The sequence below is a fragment of the Olivibacter sitiensis DSM 17696 genome (assembly GCF_000427965.1).
GTDB classification, from domain to species: domain Bacteria; phylum Bacteroidota; class Bacteroidia; order Sphingobacteriales; family Sphingobacteriaceae; genus Olivibacter; species Olivibacter sitiensis.
This window is the reverse complement of record NZ_ATZA01000016.1, coordinates 1-14491: the sequence shown is the minus strand read 5'-3', so window position 1 is coordinate 14491 and position 14491 is coordinate 1. Positions and strand designations below refer to the sequence as shown.

Here is a 14491-nt window from a genome sequence, read left to right as displayed (position 1 = left end):
AAAGAACACCGGAAAGACACGCTATCCGCAGTCAGTACTCCAAAGGTAAACCTTTGTCGCCCTGTAAGGAGCAAGTTTATTTTTTTGCAATGCAAAAAACCGTTTCCCCACGCTCCGCGGTGTGGGGAACGGCGGATGCTCCCGATGGTCGCAGTCCGTAAACTTGGGGAGGTTCGCCAATGAAAAAATTGGCGAAAGAAAAGGAGACGGACGGAAAAACACGCAGGCGTGGCCGTCCGAAAAAAGCCATCACCCGAAGCGTTTCGCTCGTGGTTAGGATAACCCCAACCGAACGTTTGGCGATTGCAGGGAAAGCGAGAAATGCGGGCATGCGGATAAGCGATTGGTTTCGGCAGTCCGCAAAGGTTGCCACGATAAGGCCGAGGCTGTCAGAAAAAGAAACAGCACATCTGCGTACATTGTCGGGCATGGCGAACAACCTCAACCAGCTGACCAAGCTTGCACACAAGGGAGGGCTTGTGTCAATCATGACGGATCTGCGCAGATTACTGAACGAAGTGGAGCGGTTAATGGAAAGGATTGGTAAGGATGATAGCTAAGGTTATTACGGGTAAGAGTTTCGGCGGTTGCGTGCGCTACCTGTTGGAACGTGAAAAGTCCGTTGTTTTGGATTCGGCAGGCGTTAGGGATTACAGCACCAAAGCCACCATTGCCGATTTGAATGCACAGCGCAGGATGCGCCCACAGCTTGGCAATGCCGTGGGGCATACCGTGCTTAGTTGGAGCAACGAGGATAGGGCTAAGCTTACCTTAGAGAAAATGGCACGGCACGCACGGGAATACATGGAGAAGATGGGCATCAAGAATACCCAGTACATGACCGTACTGCATACGGATAAGAAACACCCACACGTACATATCGTATATAACCGTGTGGACAATGATGGCAAGACCATTGGCAACTATAACCACTGGCACAAAAGCCGAAAGATATGCAGGGAGATGACCGAGCGTTACGGTTACCATATCGGCAAGGGCAAGGCAAAGGTTAACAGGCAGGCACTTCGGGGTAACGACAAACTTCGTTATGCCATACACGATGCGCTTAAATCCGCGATGGCGAAAGCCACCGCATGGAAGCAGGTCGAAATGATGCTTGCAAGGCAGGGCATCGGTATCCATTACAAGTACCGTAGCGGAACGAATGAGGTGCAGGGTATTTCCTTTGAAAAGGACGGCGTGAAGTTCAAAGGCTCGGCTATCGACCGCAAATTCAGCTTTGCAGGGATGGAGAAACAACTAAGCGAAAACCGAGCAATGGGAATAACGCGCTCCGCCACGGAAAGCCCCACACTTGCCGACCAGATAAGGGAGGTACTTGGGCAACAGGAGAAACCCATAGCGCATGGATTGGAGGTGGCAACAGAAGTGCTTGGAGCTTTTTTGGATGCTGCGTTTACCCCAGTAACGCCAGAACCTGAACCCGACCCGATATGGCGCAGGAAAAAAAAGAAACCGGGGCAAGAACAATCAAGAGGAATCAGCAGATAAAACATTAAAGAAATGAACGAACAGGAATTACAGACCACTGTAAAAGACCAACAGGATATAATAGTAAGGATGGACAAACGTGTGCAACAAATCGAAAAACAGCAATCCGAAACCAAAGACTATTCGGCAGAACTGGCATATATCAGCGGACAACTGGAACATCTTTTAACGGATGATATGCTTACAGGGTTGAAAGAATCCATCCGTAAACAGGCTACCGCCAGTAGTAACCTTGTCACGGCTATCGGCGAGCAACAGACCATGCAGGAAACACTAATAAAGGAATTTCCACGGAAGATAAAGGTCGAAATAGTGCATCGTCTTACGGGCAGGCAGCGACCCTATATAATTGCCGGTGTTGTCCTGTTTCTTGTTGCCGTTTTCTCTCTTTTCGCCAGCATTCAGCTTTGGAGGGATAACTCCACTTTGCACGGCAGCGATATTAAGATGCGAACGGTCAAGCTGGTATATCCAAAAATATTTTTGGATGTGGATTCAATGTACCATGATAGCCCGAAGAAATTGGCAGCTTGGGTGGGGCAGGAAGAAGCAAGATTGTTTGCCATTACCAAAGCCGAAGAAGCGGCAAGGCAATCCAAAGAGCAGGCAGAGCAGGCAACCGAAAGATTGAAGCGGTTGAAAGAGCAAAAAGACAGGAATTTAAAATAAAGCAGAAAATGACTAAATTTGTAAGTACCATGAGCGCAGATGTTATGAAACTAAAGGAAATAAGGGACGAACAAGGAGCAATTTCAGGTGTGCTTATCCCTACGGATGACTTCAAGGAATTGAAAGAAAGTTTGAAAACAGGCTCGAAATTCTTTGATTATTTCGATAACCTGCAATCTGATAGGGACAACGAAAAAAGAAACCTTGACCAGTTGATGCCCAATGGGTTGACGGTTGCCGAAACCAATGAAAAAACGGCAAAGATCACCGAGGACATCCACAGGGAAGCCTTTTCAATGGGCGTTCCCATGTTCTACCGTGACGAACGGGCCAAAGCACCAAAGGAATTTATCAGGGCAAATCCCGATGGCTCGGAAGATTTGGTCAGCTACGATATGGCTACACGAAGCTACTCGGTATTGAAATCGCTATTGCCTGCTGGCAAGGGATATTGGTCGAAGCTTTCCATAGCCAAATAATCAGCCATGAAACCGCAGTTTTTTATCCTTGCCGGTCCGAACGGGGCGGGCAAGTCAACTTATGGCCATGAACATATACCGAAAGGCACACATATCTTCAACGGTGATTTGGTATACGCCGAATTGTTACAGAAGTATCCGGACTATGATCCTGAAAAACTAAAAGGTGGTGTGCCTACACGCTTGGAAAACGAAAGAGATGAAGCCATCGTCCAACGCAGTGATTTTGCCTTTGAAAGCAACTATTCCAATGACCTTGCCATCGAGATAACAGAAACATTCAAAAATGCCGGATATGAAACCAACCTTATCTATTTCGGGTTGGAGGATGTGGAGACAGCGACAATACGTGTGGACACTCGTGTCAGATTGGGAGGACATTTCATTGACACGGAAGAAATTATCTTTAATTATGAAGAGGGCATAAAGCGAGTGCAGGAAAATATGCACCGCTACGACCGTGTGGAATTCGTGGATACAAGCATAAAGGGTATAGCTCCCGTTATTGCCTACTACCTGAAAGAACACGGAAAGCATGTGGTACTGAATCCTAATATCGGTTGGTTTAATTCCCAATTCAATGACAGGTTGCTTGAAATAGCTATCCAACGGATTAATGACCTTTCTTCCCAACTTGAAAAGCGACAAAAGCCAGAGAACAAACAAAGAGGGATTGGGAACAGGCGTAGGTAAGTATAAAAAAATACTACCATTTGATAGAAAATCTTAAAAAATATTGCGTAACCCAAAGGTTACATGTATATTTGCGTAACCTTAGAGTTACGCATAATGAAGAGAAACATACACCTTAGATGGCAATTCCCTCATCCACCCGAAACAATCTGGAAATACCTGACCAATCCCGAACTGCTCAGTCAATGGACTGAAATCAAATCTTTTGAGCCTGTTGTGGGCTTTGAGTTTACACAAAAACAGTCCGCAAAGCCCAAACGGGGATGGGACGGAATGATGTACCATAAAGTTTTGGAAGTAGTCCCGAACGAAAAACTATCCTACTCCTTTAAAGCGGGACCGGAAAAAGGTGTCATCACGTTAGACACGGTCGTAACGTGGCGACTTAAACCCAATGGAACAGGAACCACCTTGGAACTTGAGCATTCAGGTTTTGAGGGCTTAAAAAATGTCATGACCAGTTTCATTATGGAGCTTGGGTGGAAAAACCATATCATAAAAAAACTTAAAACAGCATTGAAATGACCTACTCATCTTCCATAGATAGTTTTCAGGCGATAGCAGACCCCAACAGGAGGCATATTTTGACTTTACTTTCCAAAGGCGAAAAGTCGATAAACGATATTTCCGAGCATTTCGACATCAGCCGTCCCGCTATCTCAAAACACATCAAAGTACTCTATCATACGGGATTTATAACCATAGAAGAAGTTGGCAGGGAACGGATTTGCTACCTGAACCAAGCTGGATTTGACGAAATAAAAACCTGGATGGATTTCTTCGAGCAATATTGGAACAATCAAGTCCAAAAACTGGAAAATCTTTTAAATAAACATAAAAATCAAAAAAAATGAGAAACATTGAAATGATTTCCATTCCTGTAAGCAATCAGGAACAAGCAAAACAGTTTTATACCGATAAACTTGGATTTATCGTGGTTTTTGAAGGACAAACCCCTGACGGCGGTACTTGGCTGCAACTGGGGCTACCCGATGATGATACAACAATTACACTTGGTTCGGGGCCAATGTTTGCACCCGCAGGGAGTATAAAAGGACTTATGCTCTCAACGGATGACATTGAAAAAGATGTGGAAGCATTGCGGACTAAAGGCGTGGACGTTCCCGATATCCAAACCTTTCCGCACGGCAAAATGACTTCGCTTAGTGACCCTGACGGTAACCAATGGCTGATAAGAGAAACACCAAAGTTTAACTCATAAAATTAATCAGAATGGAAAAATTACAGATGAAACACCCTGACCCAACCAAAAAAACGGTTGCAATGGATAAGGATAAGTACGACACGTTGAAAAACGCGCTGGTCAGCATAATGAAATCACAAAAAGAGATGACTTTTAAGGAAATGTTGAAAGGAGTAACTGACGAACTCGCCCGCCAAAAAGTAACTTTCCAAGGAAATGTACAATGGCATTTGGCGTGGGTTCAGATGGATATGGAAGCAGGGGACGAGTTGTCTAAAAACAACAAGGTGTCGCCCCAGACTTTTAGTTTGGCAAAATGAAATAGAAGCCATTGACATCCGGCTACACGTAATAGGGCTAACTGGCACTAGGCAAGTTAGTCCTTTTTATTATTTATGGCTAAATGTCTAAACGAAGCCCCCGCTCATTTGCGGCCTGCGAAACCCCACCGCTCTTGGCCGTGGCTGTTCTCGCTTTGGGCATTTACGGTGAAAAGCTGGACTTTCTCTTTTCTTTCGCCAGCCAGTAAGATTTATAGCCAATTGTTTCCTTTTGTTAGTTTAGACCGTTATATTTGTTCCAATCACCGAGCAAACTATATGTGAGCAAAAAGGTGAGCGGTTCTTCAAAAGGATTTTCAACAATTTGATTGATAGCTATTTGCGGAGGTATGGAATCTTCCTGCCACCCCGACTTAAAGAGAAAGTTGTTAACAACTTTCTCTTTTTTTATACCAATAAAAGTCTGTGAACCAAACTGTTATTGTTCGGTTATTTATAGTTCGATTTTTACACTCAAAATCTTTAGACTTTCGTGTTAGGTTGTCTAGAAAAACTGCGTCAGTCCTCTGATGTATTCCTACAGAGATTCGAATTCCTTGTGATTCTTTGACATTAGATAAAGAAAGTCTAATATTATGATAGCTACTGCTTCTTCATCTACATAAATACACGTGGTGTGCCGATATTCCAATGATTACTTAGTAGAGACGTTTTTTGAAAAAAAGAAATAATATATTATCGGTTCTTGATTAACTTATAAGTCATTCATTTTATTAAATAAGTCATTCATTTTATTAAACCTCCCCGAAAGGTCTATTTTTAATCCCATAGTAAATACGCTTTGCTCTTTACTATGGAAAATTTCTCAAGCTTATACTTTCCAAAGATCTCAAGGCCTTTGGCATTGAATACTACGGTTGGTTTTAATACTCCTGCCAAGGGGTCATTTTGGCAAACGAATTATTGACGAAGAGGCTCCGTTTCTCCGGAGCAATAAAATTACCTATATCCAAAAAAACTTTTGCAAATCCGATTCCGGTTATTTTTCCACCCGTTCCTACGACAATGGCACCATCGAACTCATTGCCTACCTGTTGTAGCAAGCATCGGGCAATAAAAGATCCCATCGAATGCCCCAACAGAAAATGAGGGACATCAGGTTGTTGATCTTTTAAATAGATCGCCATTTTTTTGGCATCGTCGATGACTTGCTGTTTGGATTGCCGGTCTTGGAAAAAAACTAAATCCTCATCTTTTTCGACGGTTTTACCGTGGCCTAAGAACGGCAAAGCCATTGTTTGCCAGATACCGTGCAAAATCGGCATAGCGTCCGCTGTGTTCCTGCATACCGTGCAGGATCAAAACGGCAGCTTTGACCGGTACATCTTCCGGCTCGAACAATGTATAAAACAGTTGGTGCGAACCCGGGTTACCAATTTTCGGTTGGCTGATGTAGCCTGATGTTTGTTTCACAGAACTTTTCATACGTTGAGCGTTAACAGATTCTGTCCTTGACAAAAGTAAGAGTAAAATGATGAATGGGTGAAGCCAATTCCTCAAAAAACTGTTCGGCATAATTTCTTCAAACAAATCTTTATTTCAGAAAATTCTTTTCCTTATATGCCGGATTCGGGTATTTATAAAAACCTTCTCCCGTAGCTACCCCAAGCTTATTCTTGTCAATAAACTGTTCTTTCAGATATTCGACCGTTTTTATTTTCAACGGATCCTGTGTTTTTTCTGCCTGCATTTGGTTGATGTTATAGGCTGTTGTGATACCGACCACATCCAGTATTCCAAAAGGTCCCATCGGAGCTCCGGTCGCTACCATCCAGGTTTTGTCTATCGTCTCAAAATCAGCGACGTCATTTACCAAAAGATTGGTTGCCGCACTCAATAGTGGAACCAGCAGCGAGTTTAGAATATATCCCGGCTGTTCCTTATATAGCGGTAAAGCAACCATTCCAATGGCTTTTGCAAAATCTACCAACGCGTCAAATACCGCTCTATCTGTGTCCGCGTGTCCCATTATTTCTGCGGTATTGTTTATCCAGATGGTATTGGCGAAATGAAGTGCGGCAAATTTTTCCGGTCGTCCGGTAGTATCCGCAAACTGGCTTGGTAGCAACGTAGAGGAGTTGGTCGCAAAAATCGTTTTTTCCGGTGCTGCCTTGGCAAGCTTCTGATAGAAATCCAGCTTAATTTGCGGATTTTCGGGAACAGCTTCTATCACTAAATCAGCATCTTTTACCGCTTCTTTCAGGTCGGAATTATAATGCAGATTTTTGAATGTGGCATCCAACTGTTCCTGAGTAGCACCCAAATCTCGTTTGAATGCTTCGCTCATGAGCTCAAATTTGGCTTTGGCTTTATCCAAAACCTTGTCGTTGATATCGTACACGGTCACATTGAATCCGTGAAAGGCGGTCTGGAAAGCTATCTGATAGCCCAAAACACCGCTTCCTGCTATGGTTACATTTTTAAAGTTCATATTTTGAAATTTTAAGAGAGGAAGGTGTCTAAAAAGCCTTCAAATATGGCGGTTTTAGACACTTCCTGTTAATTATTAAATCAGTTTCAACGTTCTTCTGTTACGGGATATTCTCGTGTTATCCTCTGATACCTCCGACCCAATCCCTGAATTTTCCAAATTGCTCTGCTAAGAAGGATTCTTTTTCTTCTTCGTGGTGCGTATCGGAACCGATTGGTAGTATATGCTCAAAGTAGCTTCCTTTCAGGATTTTTTTCAACAATCCTTCTCCTAAAAACGGCTTGTCGTCATTTAGGGTTTTGGTCGCTTTCAGCAAATGGCGGATATCGTACTGTAACGGGTTGATATCCGGTACCTGCTTGTTAAGGTTTAACAATTCGTAAATCGCTACCCTCGAGGTTCTTACGGAACTTTCCATCGTGAATACCACATCGTTATTGGTTTCCACAAACTGCCCTATTAAACCAAGGTTTTTGCATCCTTCCGGTACGATGTTAGGGCGATCTCCTTTGGCTCTCGGCATGAACATCGATGTGATGTAAGGCATATAAGCGGTACGAACAATCGTGTTGTCGATGACATCATCGATTTGGTCTACAATTCCCAAATGGTAGCACAATTCCGTAAGGATCTCGTTTCCGGTACACGCCGGCATTGTTTTTTTGATGTAATTACCTTCTTTGTCCATAAATAGGGCATATACCCAAAGTACCAATACATCATCCGGCTGAGTTGGGAAATGCGGCTGGCGGTTACAGGTAAAGCTCATTAGCCAGTTGGAATCTGTAATTGTGATGATACCTCCGGTAACGGTTTTGCCCGAGTAGGGATCGTTTACCGAATATTCTTTTAATTTTTCGATCAGTGCGGAAGGCTTACACGTCAATGTGACGGATTCCCATGATGATTTCTCAATATTGCTGCAAAATTTCTCCGGTTTACCAAAAACAGGCGATTTCGCTGCCAGATTTTTCCAGAGTTTCCACCCGGTACTTTGTCCGCTGGTGCTGTTGTCTACTGCCAATACGGGTACTATCGTGTTGTTGCCGTAAGAGGTGTCTTCGGTCATCGAACCGGTGGTAACGATCACAAAATCATTTTCCGATACAGGAATGACCACTTCTTTTCCGTCCTGCTCCGTTATGATTCCTTTCACGACTTTTCCATCGGCATTGATTAGCATATCCAAATCTTTTACCAAGGTATTGAGCTGTATTTTTACGCCTTTCTCTTTCAGCCATCTTCCGAGTGGCGTTACAAAGGTATCGTACTGGTTGTATTTCGGGAAAATCAGGGAAGAAAGGTCATTCAGTCCGTCGATGGCGTGCAGGAAACGATGCATATACAGCTTGAATTCGAGTAAACTGTGCCAGTTTTCAAAAGCAAACATCGTACGCCAGAATGTCCAGAAATTACTTTCGATAAAGGTGTTACTGAAGTATTCTTCGATGGTGACGTCGTCCAGCTCTTCCTTTTTCTTCAATAATAACTTGATGATGGCCAGCTGGTCTTTTTTATTCAGTCCGAATTTGCTGAAATCCTTTACTTTTCCCTGCTGGTGTATCAACCTTGCGATAGAATAGTTGGAATCATTGTCGTTTACCAAGCGATATTCGTCCAAAACGCTGTACGGAGCAGGCATTTCCAATGCGGGAATGTCCTGAAAAATATCCCATAGATTTTCATAAGTACAGTCCATCTCACGACCGCCTCGGATGATATAACCGTCTTTTGCATTTCCGGCACCATCCAAAGACCCTCCATCGATATGAAGCTGTTCGATAAAGGTAATGTTCTCCGGTGTAAAATGTCCGTCACGGATAAAATAGTATGCGGCGGACAGACCTGCAATTCCACTTCCTACGATATAAACTTTGCTGTCTTTGTATGATTTCGTAGGAATACCTTTGTTTCGTTGATAGTTGCCTATTTGGTCTGAAAAAGGGTAGGATTTTTCCGGTGTATTTTTCGGAGTTTCTTTACTGCTGTCGGGTTGATGGTCTACATGTCCATAAACATTAGAAGCCTTTAAAGCTTTGTCGAATTTTGAAGTTATTGAATCCATATCTTAAATGTTTTAAATTCATAAAGTAAAGGTACGATGTACTCAAATTCTTATCATATCCCCAAATTCGCCAATCGTATGCAATAATTCGCTTTTATTACAGTGACTGTCGTTTTCTGTATTCCTGCGGCGAAATGGAAGCATGTTTTTTAAAAAAACGTCCGAAGGAAGAAGGAGAATTAAATCCTGTATCAAATGCGATTTGTGAAATAGTCTTTTCCGGATATCCCAACAAAATATAGGCTTCTTTAAGCAGGTATTCATCAATAATGACGTGCGGTGTTTTCCCTGTCGCTTTTTTTACAATGCTGATCAAATATTTACTCGTGATGAATAATTGATCAGCATAAAACTGTACATCCTGATGAGCAGTTACATTTTCCTGTACGAGTTCGGTGAATTTGTAAAACAGGTTGTTGGTGTCCTGTACTATTTCTTTTTCGGTTTCCGTCCTTTGGCCGTCCATAACAGAAGCAACCTCAAGGAGCAGGTTTACTGCCGATAAAGAAAAACGAGGTACAAAATACCGCCCGATAAGGGAAAAGGACAAGTTTTTTAAGATTGTACCCGAAGAAGATTAGTGTCGTATTTATAGAGATATTGCGTATAAACTTATAGAGGAGCAGAAAATAATGTACAAAACACGTAATGGTTTTGTAAAAAACTCGGTATAGCAAGTGACGAGAAGTAAAGACGCCAAAAATAGTTTTTAAGTGGCAAACTTGGGAGATTGGATTATTGCACATATATTTGAGATGCGCAAGCCTATTGATATGAACAAAGAAAATTTTATTGAACAATACAAAAAACTTAAAGACTTAAATAAGGGACAAAAACCTTTGTGTAAAGACTTTTTAAAATTCTGTGGTGTTCACAAACGAAAACTTGACGAAGTTTTTGGACGAAACGCTTATTCCAAACTTCAAGAAGAATGTGGCGACAATCCAAACCTTCTTGTAATGGAAAGAACACCAATCAATCAAATTCTCGACCAGTATGGAGAACTTGTAAGAAGAAACAATTCACTTCCAGTAATTGCAGATTGGACACAAGCAAAATTAAGGCCTTCTATTGAAGGGATTAGTAAAGTTCACAACATAAAATGGAGTGAAATTCCAAATGTTTTCGTCAAGGAGTATTCGGATAGACCACACTGGAAAGATGTAATTGAAATAATAAAATCTACGGCAGAAACCACAAATACAGACAAAACTAACAAGACATTCAAAGAGATTGTTGATAAACTACTAAGTTGGACACCAGATAGAAAAAGGATAATTGAAGAAGGTTATAAGATTGAGCTAAGAAACTATCTTGAGAAGCATTTCAAACTCGAAGAAGAAGTTGGAGAAAGTAATCCAGACTTATTGCTCAATAAAAAATTTCCAATAGAAGTAAAAAAAGACCCTTCGCAATCAGAATATGACAGACTACTTGGACAGATGATACGACACAACAAACTTTATGGAAGTGCAATCGCCGTGGTGACAAGTATTTCAAGTGAAGATAGGTTTAAAAAATTTCAAAGACTGTTTATTGAAATTCACAACAAACTCGATATGACGGCAGAACTGATTAAAAAATGACAGGTTATAGCACATAATGCATGATTAATACCATAGTCCTTTAGTTCGATTTTGGAAGTATATCAATACAAGAGTATATTTTTTGGCAAATAATGCCCATTAGCCACAAACCTAACAATACTCTCCTCGATAGAGAGTCACAAAAATCTGTACACCTTCACCCAAAATTGACCAAATGCCTATAATGGTCATCCTCTGAACAGCTTTACTCCATTCCTTTGTACCAAAAGCGGACGGAAACATACCGTTCGTTTCCGTCCGCAGGGTAACAGATTTTTTAACGATAACAAAGGAGGAAAGATGAACGTAGAGCTTATCACGAGGGATGACCTCGAAAAATTCAAAAAGGAACTATTCGAGGAAATCAGAAAGCACAGCCCCCATCCGAGAAAACACCGACATGAACTGAGGGCTTGGCTCAAAAGCTATGAGGTGCGCAAGTTGCTCGGCATATCCGCAGGCACGCTCCAAAATTTACGTGTGAATGGTACATTGCCGTTCAAGAAAATCGGCGGACTGATGTACTACAAATACGAGGACATCCAAAAGCTGATGTAGGGAGGAGAAGATGGAGAATAGCACCTGCAAAGAGCGGAAAGATTGCCGGAAAGACACGCAATCCGCTATCAGTTCTCCAAAGGTAAACCTTTGTCGCCCTGTAGGGAGAAGTTTATTTTTTTGCAATGCAAAAAACCGTTTCCCCACGCTCCGTCGTGTGGGGAACGGCGGATGCTCCCGATGGTCGCAGTCCGTAAACTTGGGGAGGTTCACCAATGAAAAAATTGGCGAAAGAAAAAGGAACGGACGGAAAAACACGCAAGCGTGGCCGTCCGAAAAAAGCAATCACCCGAAGCGTTTCGCTCGTGGTACGGATAACCCCAACCGAACGTTTGGCGATTGCAGGGAAAGCGAGAAATGCGGGCATGCGGATAAGCGATTGGTTCCGGCAGTCCGCAAAGGTTGCCGTGATAAGGCCGAGGCTGTCAGAAAAAGAAACAGGGCACCTGCGCACATTGTCGGGCATGGCGAACAACCTCAACCAGTTGACCAAGCTTGCACACAAGGGAGGGCTTGTGTCAATCATGACGGATCTGCGCGGATTAATTGGCGAAGTGGAGCGGTTAATGGAAAGGATTGGTAAGGATGATAGCTAAGGTTATTACGGGCAAGAGTTTCGGCGGTTGCGTCCGTTACCTGTTGGAACGGGGGAAATCCTCAGTTTTGGATTCGGCAGGCGTTAGGGATTACGACATCAAGGCGATTGTTGCAGACCTTAACGCACAGCGGAAGATGCGCCCACAGCTTGGCAATGCCGTAGGCCATACCGTGCTAAGTTGGAGCAACGAGGACAGGGATAAACTTACCGTGGAGAAGATGGCGGAACACGCAAGGGAATACATGGAAAAAATGGGCATCAAGAATACCCAATACATAACCGTACTGCATACGGATAAAAAACATCCGCATCTCCATATCGTCTACAACCGAGTGGACAACGATGGAAAGACGATAGGCAATTTCAACCATTGGCACAAGAGCCGAAAGTTATGCAGGGAGATGACCGAGCGTTACGGTTACCATCTCGGTAAGGGCAAGGCAAAGGTGAACAGGCAGGCGTTGCGTGGCAATGACAGGTTGCGCTTTGCCATACACGATGCCCTTAAACTCGTCATGGCGAAAGCCACCACATGGAAGCAGGTGGAAGCCATGCTTGCAAGGCAGGGCATCGGGATGCATTACAAGTACCGTAGCGGAACCAACGAGGTGCAGGGCATTTCCTTTGAAAAGGAAAGCGTAAAGTTCAAAGGCTCGGCAATCGACCGCAAATTTAGTTTCGCCAGTATGGAGAAACAGTTAAGCCACAATCGGGGAACGGAAATATCACAGTCCACTACGCTTGCCGACCAGATAAGGGAGGTACTCGGACAGCAGGAACAGCGGTCAGAAACATATGAAACGGGATTGGGCTTGCTTGGTGACCTATTGAACATGCCCGCTTCGATAGAACCCGAACCCGACCCAACGTGGCGCAAGAAAAAAAAGAAACCCGAAGAAGAAAAATCAAGGGGAATAAGACGATAAACAAAAAAGAATATGAACGAACAGGAATTACAGACCGCCGTTAAAGACCAACAGGAGATAGTCGTACTAATGGACAAACGTGTGCAACAACTCGAAAAACAGCAATCAGAATCTAAAGACTATTCGGCGGAAATCGCACAGATAACAAAGAAATTGGAACATGTTGCAACGGTTGAATACCTTGCGGAACTGCAAGCGTCAAACAACAGCCAAATAGCCACCCTTGGCGCGGATATAATTGATATAAAGGAACAGCAGACCAAGCAGGGAAATATAATAGGTAAAATGCCCAAGCAAATGAAATTTCAGTTAGAACATCGTTTCACAGACAAACAAAGACCCTATATCATTACAGGGATTATACTGTTACTTGTGTTGGCTCTTTCTCTTTTCGCCAGCTTTCAGCTTTGGCGGTCAAACTCCGCTCTGAAAAACAGTGACATCAAATTCCGAATGGTCAGACTTTTTTATCCACAGGTATCACTGGATATTGATTCCATATACAACAACAATCCCAAGCAACTTGAAATTTGGGTGAAGCAGGAAGAAGAAAGATTGCTCGCCATTAGAAAAGCCGAAGAGAATGCGGAGCAATCCGAGAAGGAGGCAAAGAAAGCAAAAGAAGATGCAAAAAAAGCACGTGAAAAAGTAAATAAGATTAAGAAAAATTAGGATTTAGACATCTCGCATTACTTAGCAGTTTAGCGTTTTTTTGACTTCAACATCTCCAATTTTTCACGTTCGCTTTCCAACAGGCGCTCATAGAGTTTTCTGTTTTCCTCATACGCTTCGACAAGTTTGTCAATCGGACTAAAATTGTAAAACACCGAACCAGCGTTGTCGTGAAGAGTGCTGGAAATGATATTGATTGCGGCTTCCTCATCGAAACGCTGGATAACTTCTGGGCTAACGTTGAGAATAGCCGCAACCTGTTCCAATATATCACGCTCAATCCATTCCTTGGCTTCAAGTTGGGAAATCTTCTTTTGTGTCCAAGTCTCACCAAGCTGGAAAGCAAGCGTTTCCTGTTTTATACCCAGCATTTCCCTAAACCGTTTGATATTTCGCCCTTCGTGAACTCTTTTTGTTTTTTCCATAATTATTTGTGTAACGCAACAAAGGTAAGGCACCACAGGCATTACCACAACTAATATAAAGAATCACTACCAAACGGATAAACTTAAAAACAGGCAATAAACTCACTTAACTTACTGATTATCAGTAAATATTTTCATTAGATAAAAAAGCCNCCCCCCCCTGTTTTTTAGAACAGTTCTACCTGTATACAAGGTGGTTTATTTCGTTTTTTCTGTTTGCTGTAAGTTCTCCTGCTGTTCTGCACCATCCAATATATCTCAAGATTACTGATTAAATGGATTCTTATCAGTGCAGCAATGGTGGAAAACGCCTTTTTGCTCTGGGATTTTAC

Annotated in this window: 19 protein-coding genes and 1 pseudogene; 15 read left to right on the top strand and 5 right to left on the bottom strand. The window is 42.8% G+C overall.

Annotated features, from left to right (window positions below):
- Positions 1-179 precede the first annotated feature (179 nt).
- From A37S_RS0110155 to A37S_RS28145, 10 genes are all read left to right on the top strand, one after another.
- On the top strand, positions 180-560 hold the full coding sequence (locus A37S_RS0110155; protein WP_028296889.1) for a plasmid mobilization protein: 381 nt from the start codon (positions 180-182) through the stop codon (positions 558-560).
- Positions 550-1512 (top strand): relaxase/mobilization nuclease domain-containing protein, encoded by a 963-nt coding sequence (locus A37S_RS0110150; protein ID WP_028296888.1) that lies wholly within the window; start codon positions 550-552, stop codon positions 1510-1512. The genes A37S_RS0110155 and A37S_RS0110150 overlap by 11 nt, the downstream gene beginning before the upstream one ends.
- 12 nt (positions 1513-1524) lie before the next feature.
- Positions 1525-2181: a hypothetical protein gene (locus A37S_RS0110145; RefSeq protein WP_028296887.1), complete on the top strand. Its 657-nt coding sequence runs from the start codon at positions 1525-1527 to the stop codon at positions 2179-2181.
- 8 nt (positions 2182-2189) lie between these two features.
- A complete protein-coding gene (locus A37S_RS0110140) occupies positions 2190-2660 on the top strand; it encodes a hypothetical protein (RefSeq protein WP_157278554.1) in 471 nt (156 codons plus the stop codon).
- 6 nt (positions 2661-2666) lie between these two features.
- Complete coding sequence (locus A37S_RS0110135) at positions 2667-3353, top strand: ATPase (protein WP_028296885.1); 687 nt, start codon at positions 2667-2669, stop codon at positions 3351-3353.
- 96 nt (positions 3354-3449) lie between these two features.
- Positions 3450-3878, top strand: a complete 429-nt coding sequence (locus A37S_RS0110130) for an SRPBCC family protein (protein ID WP_036602152.1) — start codon at positions 3450-3452, stop codon at positions 3876-3878.
- A complete protein-coding gene (locus A37S_RS0110125; protein WP_028296883.1) occupies positions 3875-4207 on the top strand; it encodes an ArsR/SmtB family transcription factor in 333 nt (110 codons plus the stop codon). The genes A37S_RS0110130 and A37S_RS0110125 overlap by 4 nt, the downstream gene beginning before the upstream one ends.
- Positions 4204-4575, top strand: coding sequence for a VOC family protein (locus A37S_RS24310; RefSeq protein ID WP_051292983.1), 372 nt, complete (start codon positions 4204-4206; stop codon positions 4573-4575). The genes A37S_RS0110125 and A37S_RS24310 overlap by 4 nt, the downstream gene beginning before the upstream one ends.
- 11 nt (positions 4576-4586) lie before the next feature.
- Positions 4587-4877, top strand: coding sequence for a DUF6958 family protein (locus tag A37S_RS0110115; protein WP_028296882.1), 291 nt, complete (start codon positions 4587-4589; stop codon positions 4875-4877).
- 83 nt (positions 4878-4960) lie between these two features.
- The gene (locus A37S_RS28145; protein WP_281169865.1) at positions 4961-5086 is read left to right on the top strand and encodes a hypothetical protein; all 126 of its coding nucleotides are present in this window, start codon (positions 4961-4963) and stop codon (positions 5084-5086) included.
- A gap of 675 nt (positions 5087-5761) precedes the next feature.
- On the opposite strand, the pseudogene A37S_RS26250 reads toward A37S_RS28145, so the two are convergent.
- From A37S_RS26250 to A37S_RS24300, 4 genes and pseudogenes are all read right to left on the bottom strand, one after another.
- A pseudogene (locus A37S_RS26250) lies at positions 5762-6185 on the bottom strand (alpha/beta hydrolase).
- A 247-nt stretch (positions 6186-6432) separates the two neighbouring features.
- On the bottom strand, positions 6433-7329 hold the full coding sequence (locus tag A37S_RS0110100) for a 3-hydroxyacyl-CoA dehydrogenase (protein ID WP_028296881.1): 897 nt from the start codon (positions 7327-7329) through the stop codon (positions 6433-6435).
- A 118-nt stretch (positions 7330-7447) separates the two neighbouring features.
- Positions 7448-9394 carry an oleate hydratase gene (locus A37S_RS0110095; protein ID WP_028296880.1) on the bottom strand — a complete coding sequence of 649 codons (1947 nt, stop codon included), beginning with the start codon at positions 9392-9394 and terminating at the stop codon, positions 7448-7450.
- A 97-nt stretch (positions 9395-9491) separates the two neighbouring features.
- Positions 9492-9944, bottom strand: a complete 453-nt coding sequence (locus A37S_RS24300) for a helix-turn-helix domain-containing protein (protein ID WP_211229762.1) — start codon at positions 9942-9944, stop codon at positions 9492-9494.
- Between the two features lie 223 nt (positions 9945-10167).
- Between A37S_RS24300 and A37S_RS0110085 the strand changes: the two genes are divergently transcribed.
- The 5 genes from A37S_RS0110085 to A37S_RS0110065 all read left to right on the top strand — a co-directional run bounded on the left by A37S_RS0110085 (position 10168) and on the right by A37S_RS0110065 (position 13734).
- Positions 10168-10980 (top strand): hypothetical protein, encoded by an 813-nt coding sequence (locus A37S_RS0110085; protein WP_157278552.1) that lies wholly within the window; start codon positions 10168-10170, stop codon positions 10978-10980.
- A 300-nt stretch (positions 10981-11280) separates the two neighbouring features.
- Entirely contained in the window at positions 11281-11538 is a 258-nt protein-coding gene (locus A37S_RS0110080) for a helix-turn-helix domain-containing protein (RefSeq protein WP_028296878.1), read from the top strand.
- 215 nt (positions 11539-11753) lie between these two features.
- On the top strand, positions 11754-12134 hold the full coding sequence (locus tag A37S_RS0110075) for a plasmid mobilization protein (RefSeq protein WP_028296877.1): 381 nt from the start codon (positions 11754-11756) through the stop codon (positions 12132-12134).
- Positions 12124-13062 (top strand): relaxase/mobilization nuclease domain-containing protein, encoded by a 939-nt coding sequence (locus A37S_RS0110070; RefSeq protein WP_028296876.1) that lies wholly within the window; start codon positions 12124-12126, stop codon positions 13060-13062. The genes A37S_RS0110075 and A37S_RS0110070 overlap by 11 nt, the downstream gene beginning before the upstream one ends.
- Before the next feature lie 12 nt (positions 13063-13074).
- Positions 13075-13734: a hypothetical protein gene (locus A37S_RS0110065; protein ID WP_028296875.1), complete on the top strand. Its 660-nt coding sequence runs from the start codon at positions 13075-13077 to the stop codon at positions 13732-13734.
- Positions 13735-13763: 29 nt separating this feature from the next.
- On the opposite strand, the gene A37S_RS0110060 is transcribed toward A37S_RS0110065, so the two are convergent.
- Entirely contained in the window at positions 13764-14159 is a 396-nt protein-coding gene (locus A37S_RS0110060; RefSeq protein ID WP_028296874.1) for a helix-turn-helix domain-containing protein, read from the bottom strand.
- Positions 14160-14491: the final 332 nt, after the last annotated feature.

Coding starts and splice junctions, on each gene's coding strand:
- A37S_RS0110070 (WP_028296876.1), top strand. CDS start 12,124: ATGATAGCTAAGGTTATTACGGGCAAGAGTTTCGGCGGTTGCGTCCGT.
- A37S_RS0110065 (WP_028296875.1), top strand. CDS start 13,075: ATGAACGAACAGGAATTACAGACCGCCGTTAAAGACCAACAGGAGATA.
- A37S_RS0110100 (WP_028296881.1), bottom strand. CDS start 7,329: ATGAACTTTAAAAATGTAACCATAGCAGGAAGCGGTGTTTTGGGCTAT.
- A37S_RS0110060 (WP_028296874.1), bottom strand. CDS start 14,159: ATGGAAAAAACAAAAAGAGTTCACGAAGGGCGAAATATCAAACGGTTT.
- A37S_RS0110130 (WP_036602152.1), top strand. CDS start 3,450: ATGAAGAGAAACATACACCTTAGATGGCAATTCCCTCATCCACCCGAA.
- A37S_RS0110080 (WP_028296878.1), top strand. CDS start 11,281: ATGAACGTAGAGCTTATCACGAGGGATGACCTCGAAAAATTCAAAAAG.
- A37S_RS28145 (WP_281169865.1), top strand. CDS start 4,961: ATGTCTAAACGAAGCCCCCGCTCATTTGCGGCCTGCGAAACCCCACCG.
- A37S_RS0110095 (WP_028296880.1), bottom strand. CDS start 9,394: ATGGATTCAATAACTTCAAAATTCGACAAAGCTTTAAAGGCTTCTAAT.
- A37S_RS0110140 (WP_157278554.1), top strand. CDS start 2,190: ATGACTAAATTTGTAAGTACCATGAGCGCAGATGTTATGAAACTAAAG.
- A37S_RS0110145 (WP_028296887.1), top strand. CDS start 1,525: ATGAACGAACAGGAATTACAGACCACTGTAAAAGACCAACAGGATATA.
- A37S_RS0110150 (WP_028296888.1), top strand. CDS start 550: ATGATAGCTAAGGTTATTACGGGTAAGAGTTTCGGCGGTTGCGTGCGC.
- A37S_RS0110155 (WP_028296889.1), top strand. CDS start 180: ATGAAAAAATTGGCGAAAGAAAAGGAGACGGACGGAAAAACACGCAGG.
- A37S_RS0110085 (WP_157278552.1), top strand. CDS start 10,168: ATGAACAAAGAAAATTTTATTGAACAATACAAAAAACTTAAAGACTTA.
- A37S_RS24310 (WP_051292983.1), top strand. CDS start 4,204: ATGAGAAACATTGAAATGATTTCCATTCCTGTAAGCAATCAGGAACAA.
- A37S_RS0110135 (WP_028296885.1), top strand. CDS start 2,667: ATGAAACCGCAGTTTTTTATCCTTGCCGGTCCGAACGGGGCGGGCAAG.
- A37S_RS0110125 (WP_028296883.1), top strand. CDS start 3,875: ATGACCTACTCATCTTCCATAGATAGTTTTCAGGCGATAGCAGACCCC.
- A37S_RS0110075 (WP_028296877.1), top strand. CDS start 11,754: ATGAAAAAATTGGCGAAAGAAAAAGGAACGGACGGAAAAACACGCAAG.
- A37S_RS0110115 (WP_028296882.1), top strand. CDS start 4,587: ATGGAAAAATTACAGATGAAACACCCTGACCCAACCAAAAAAACGGTT.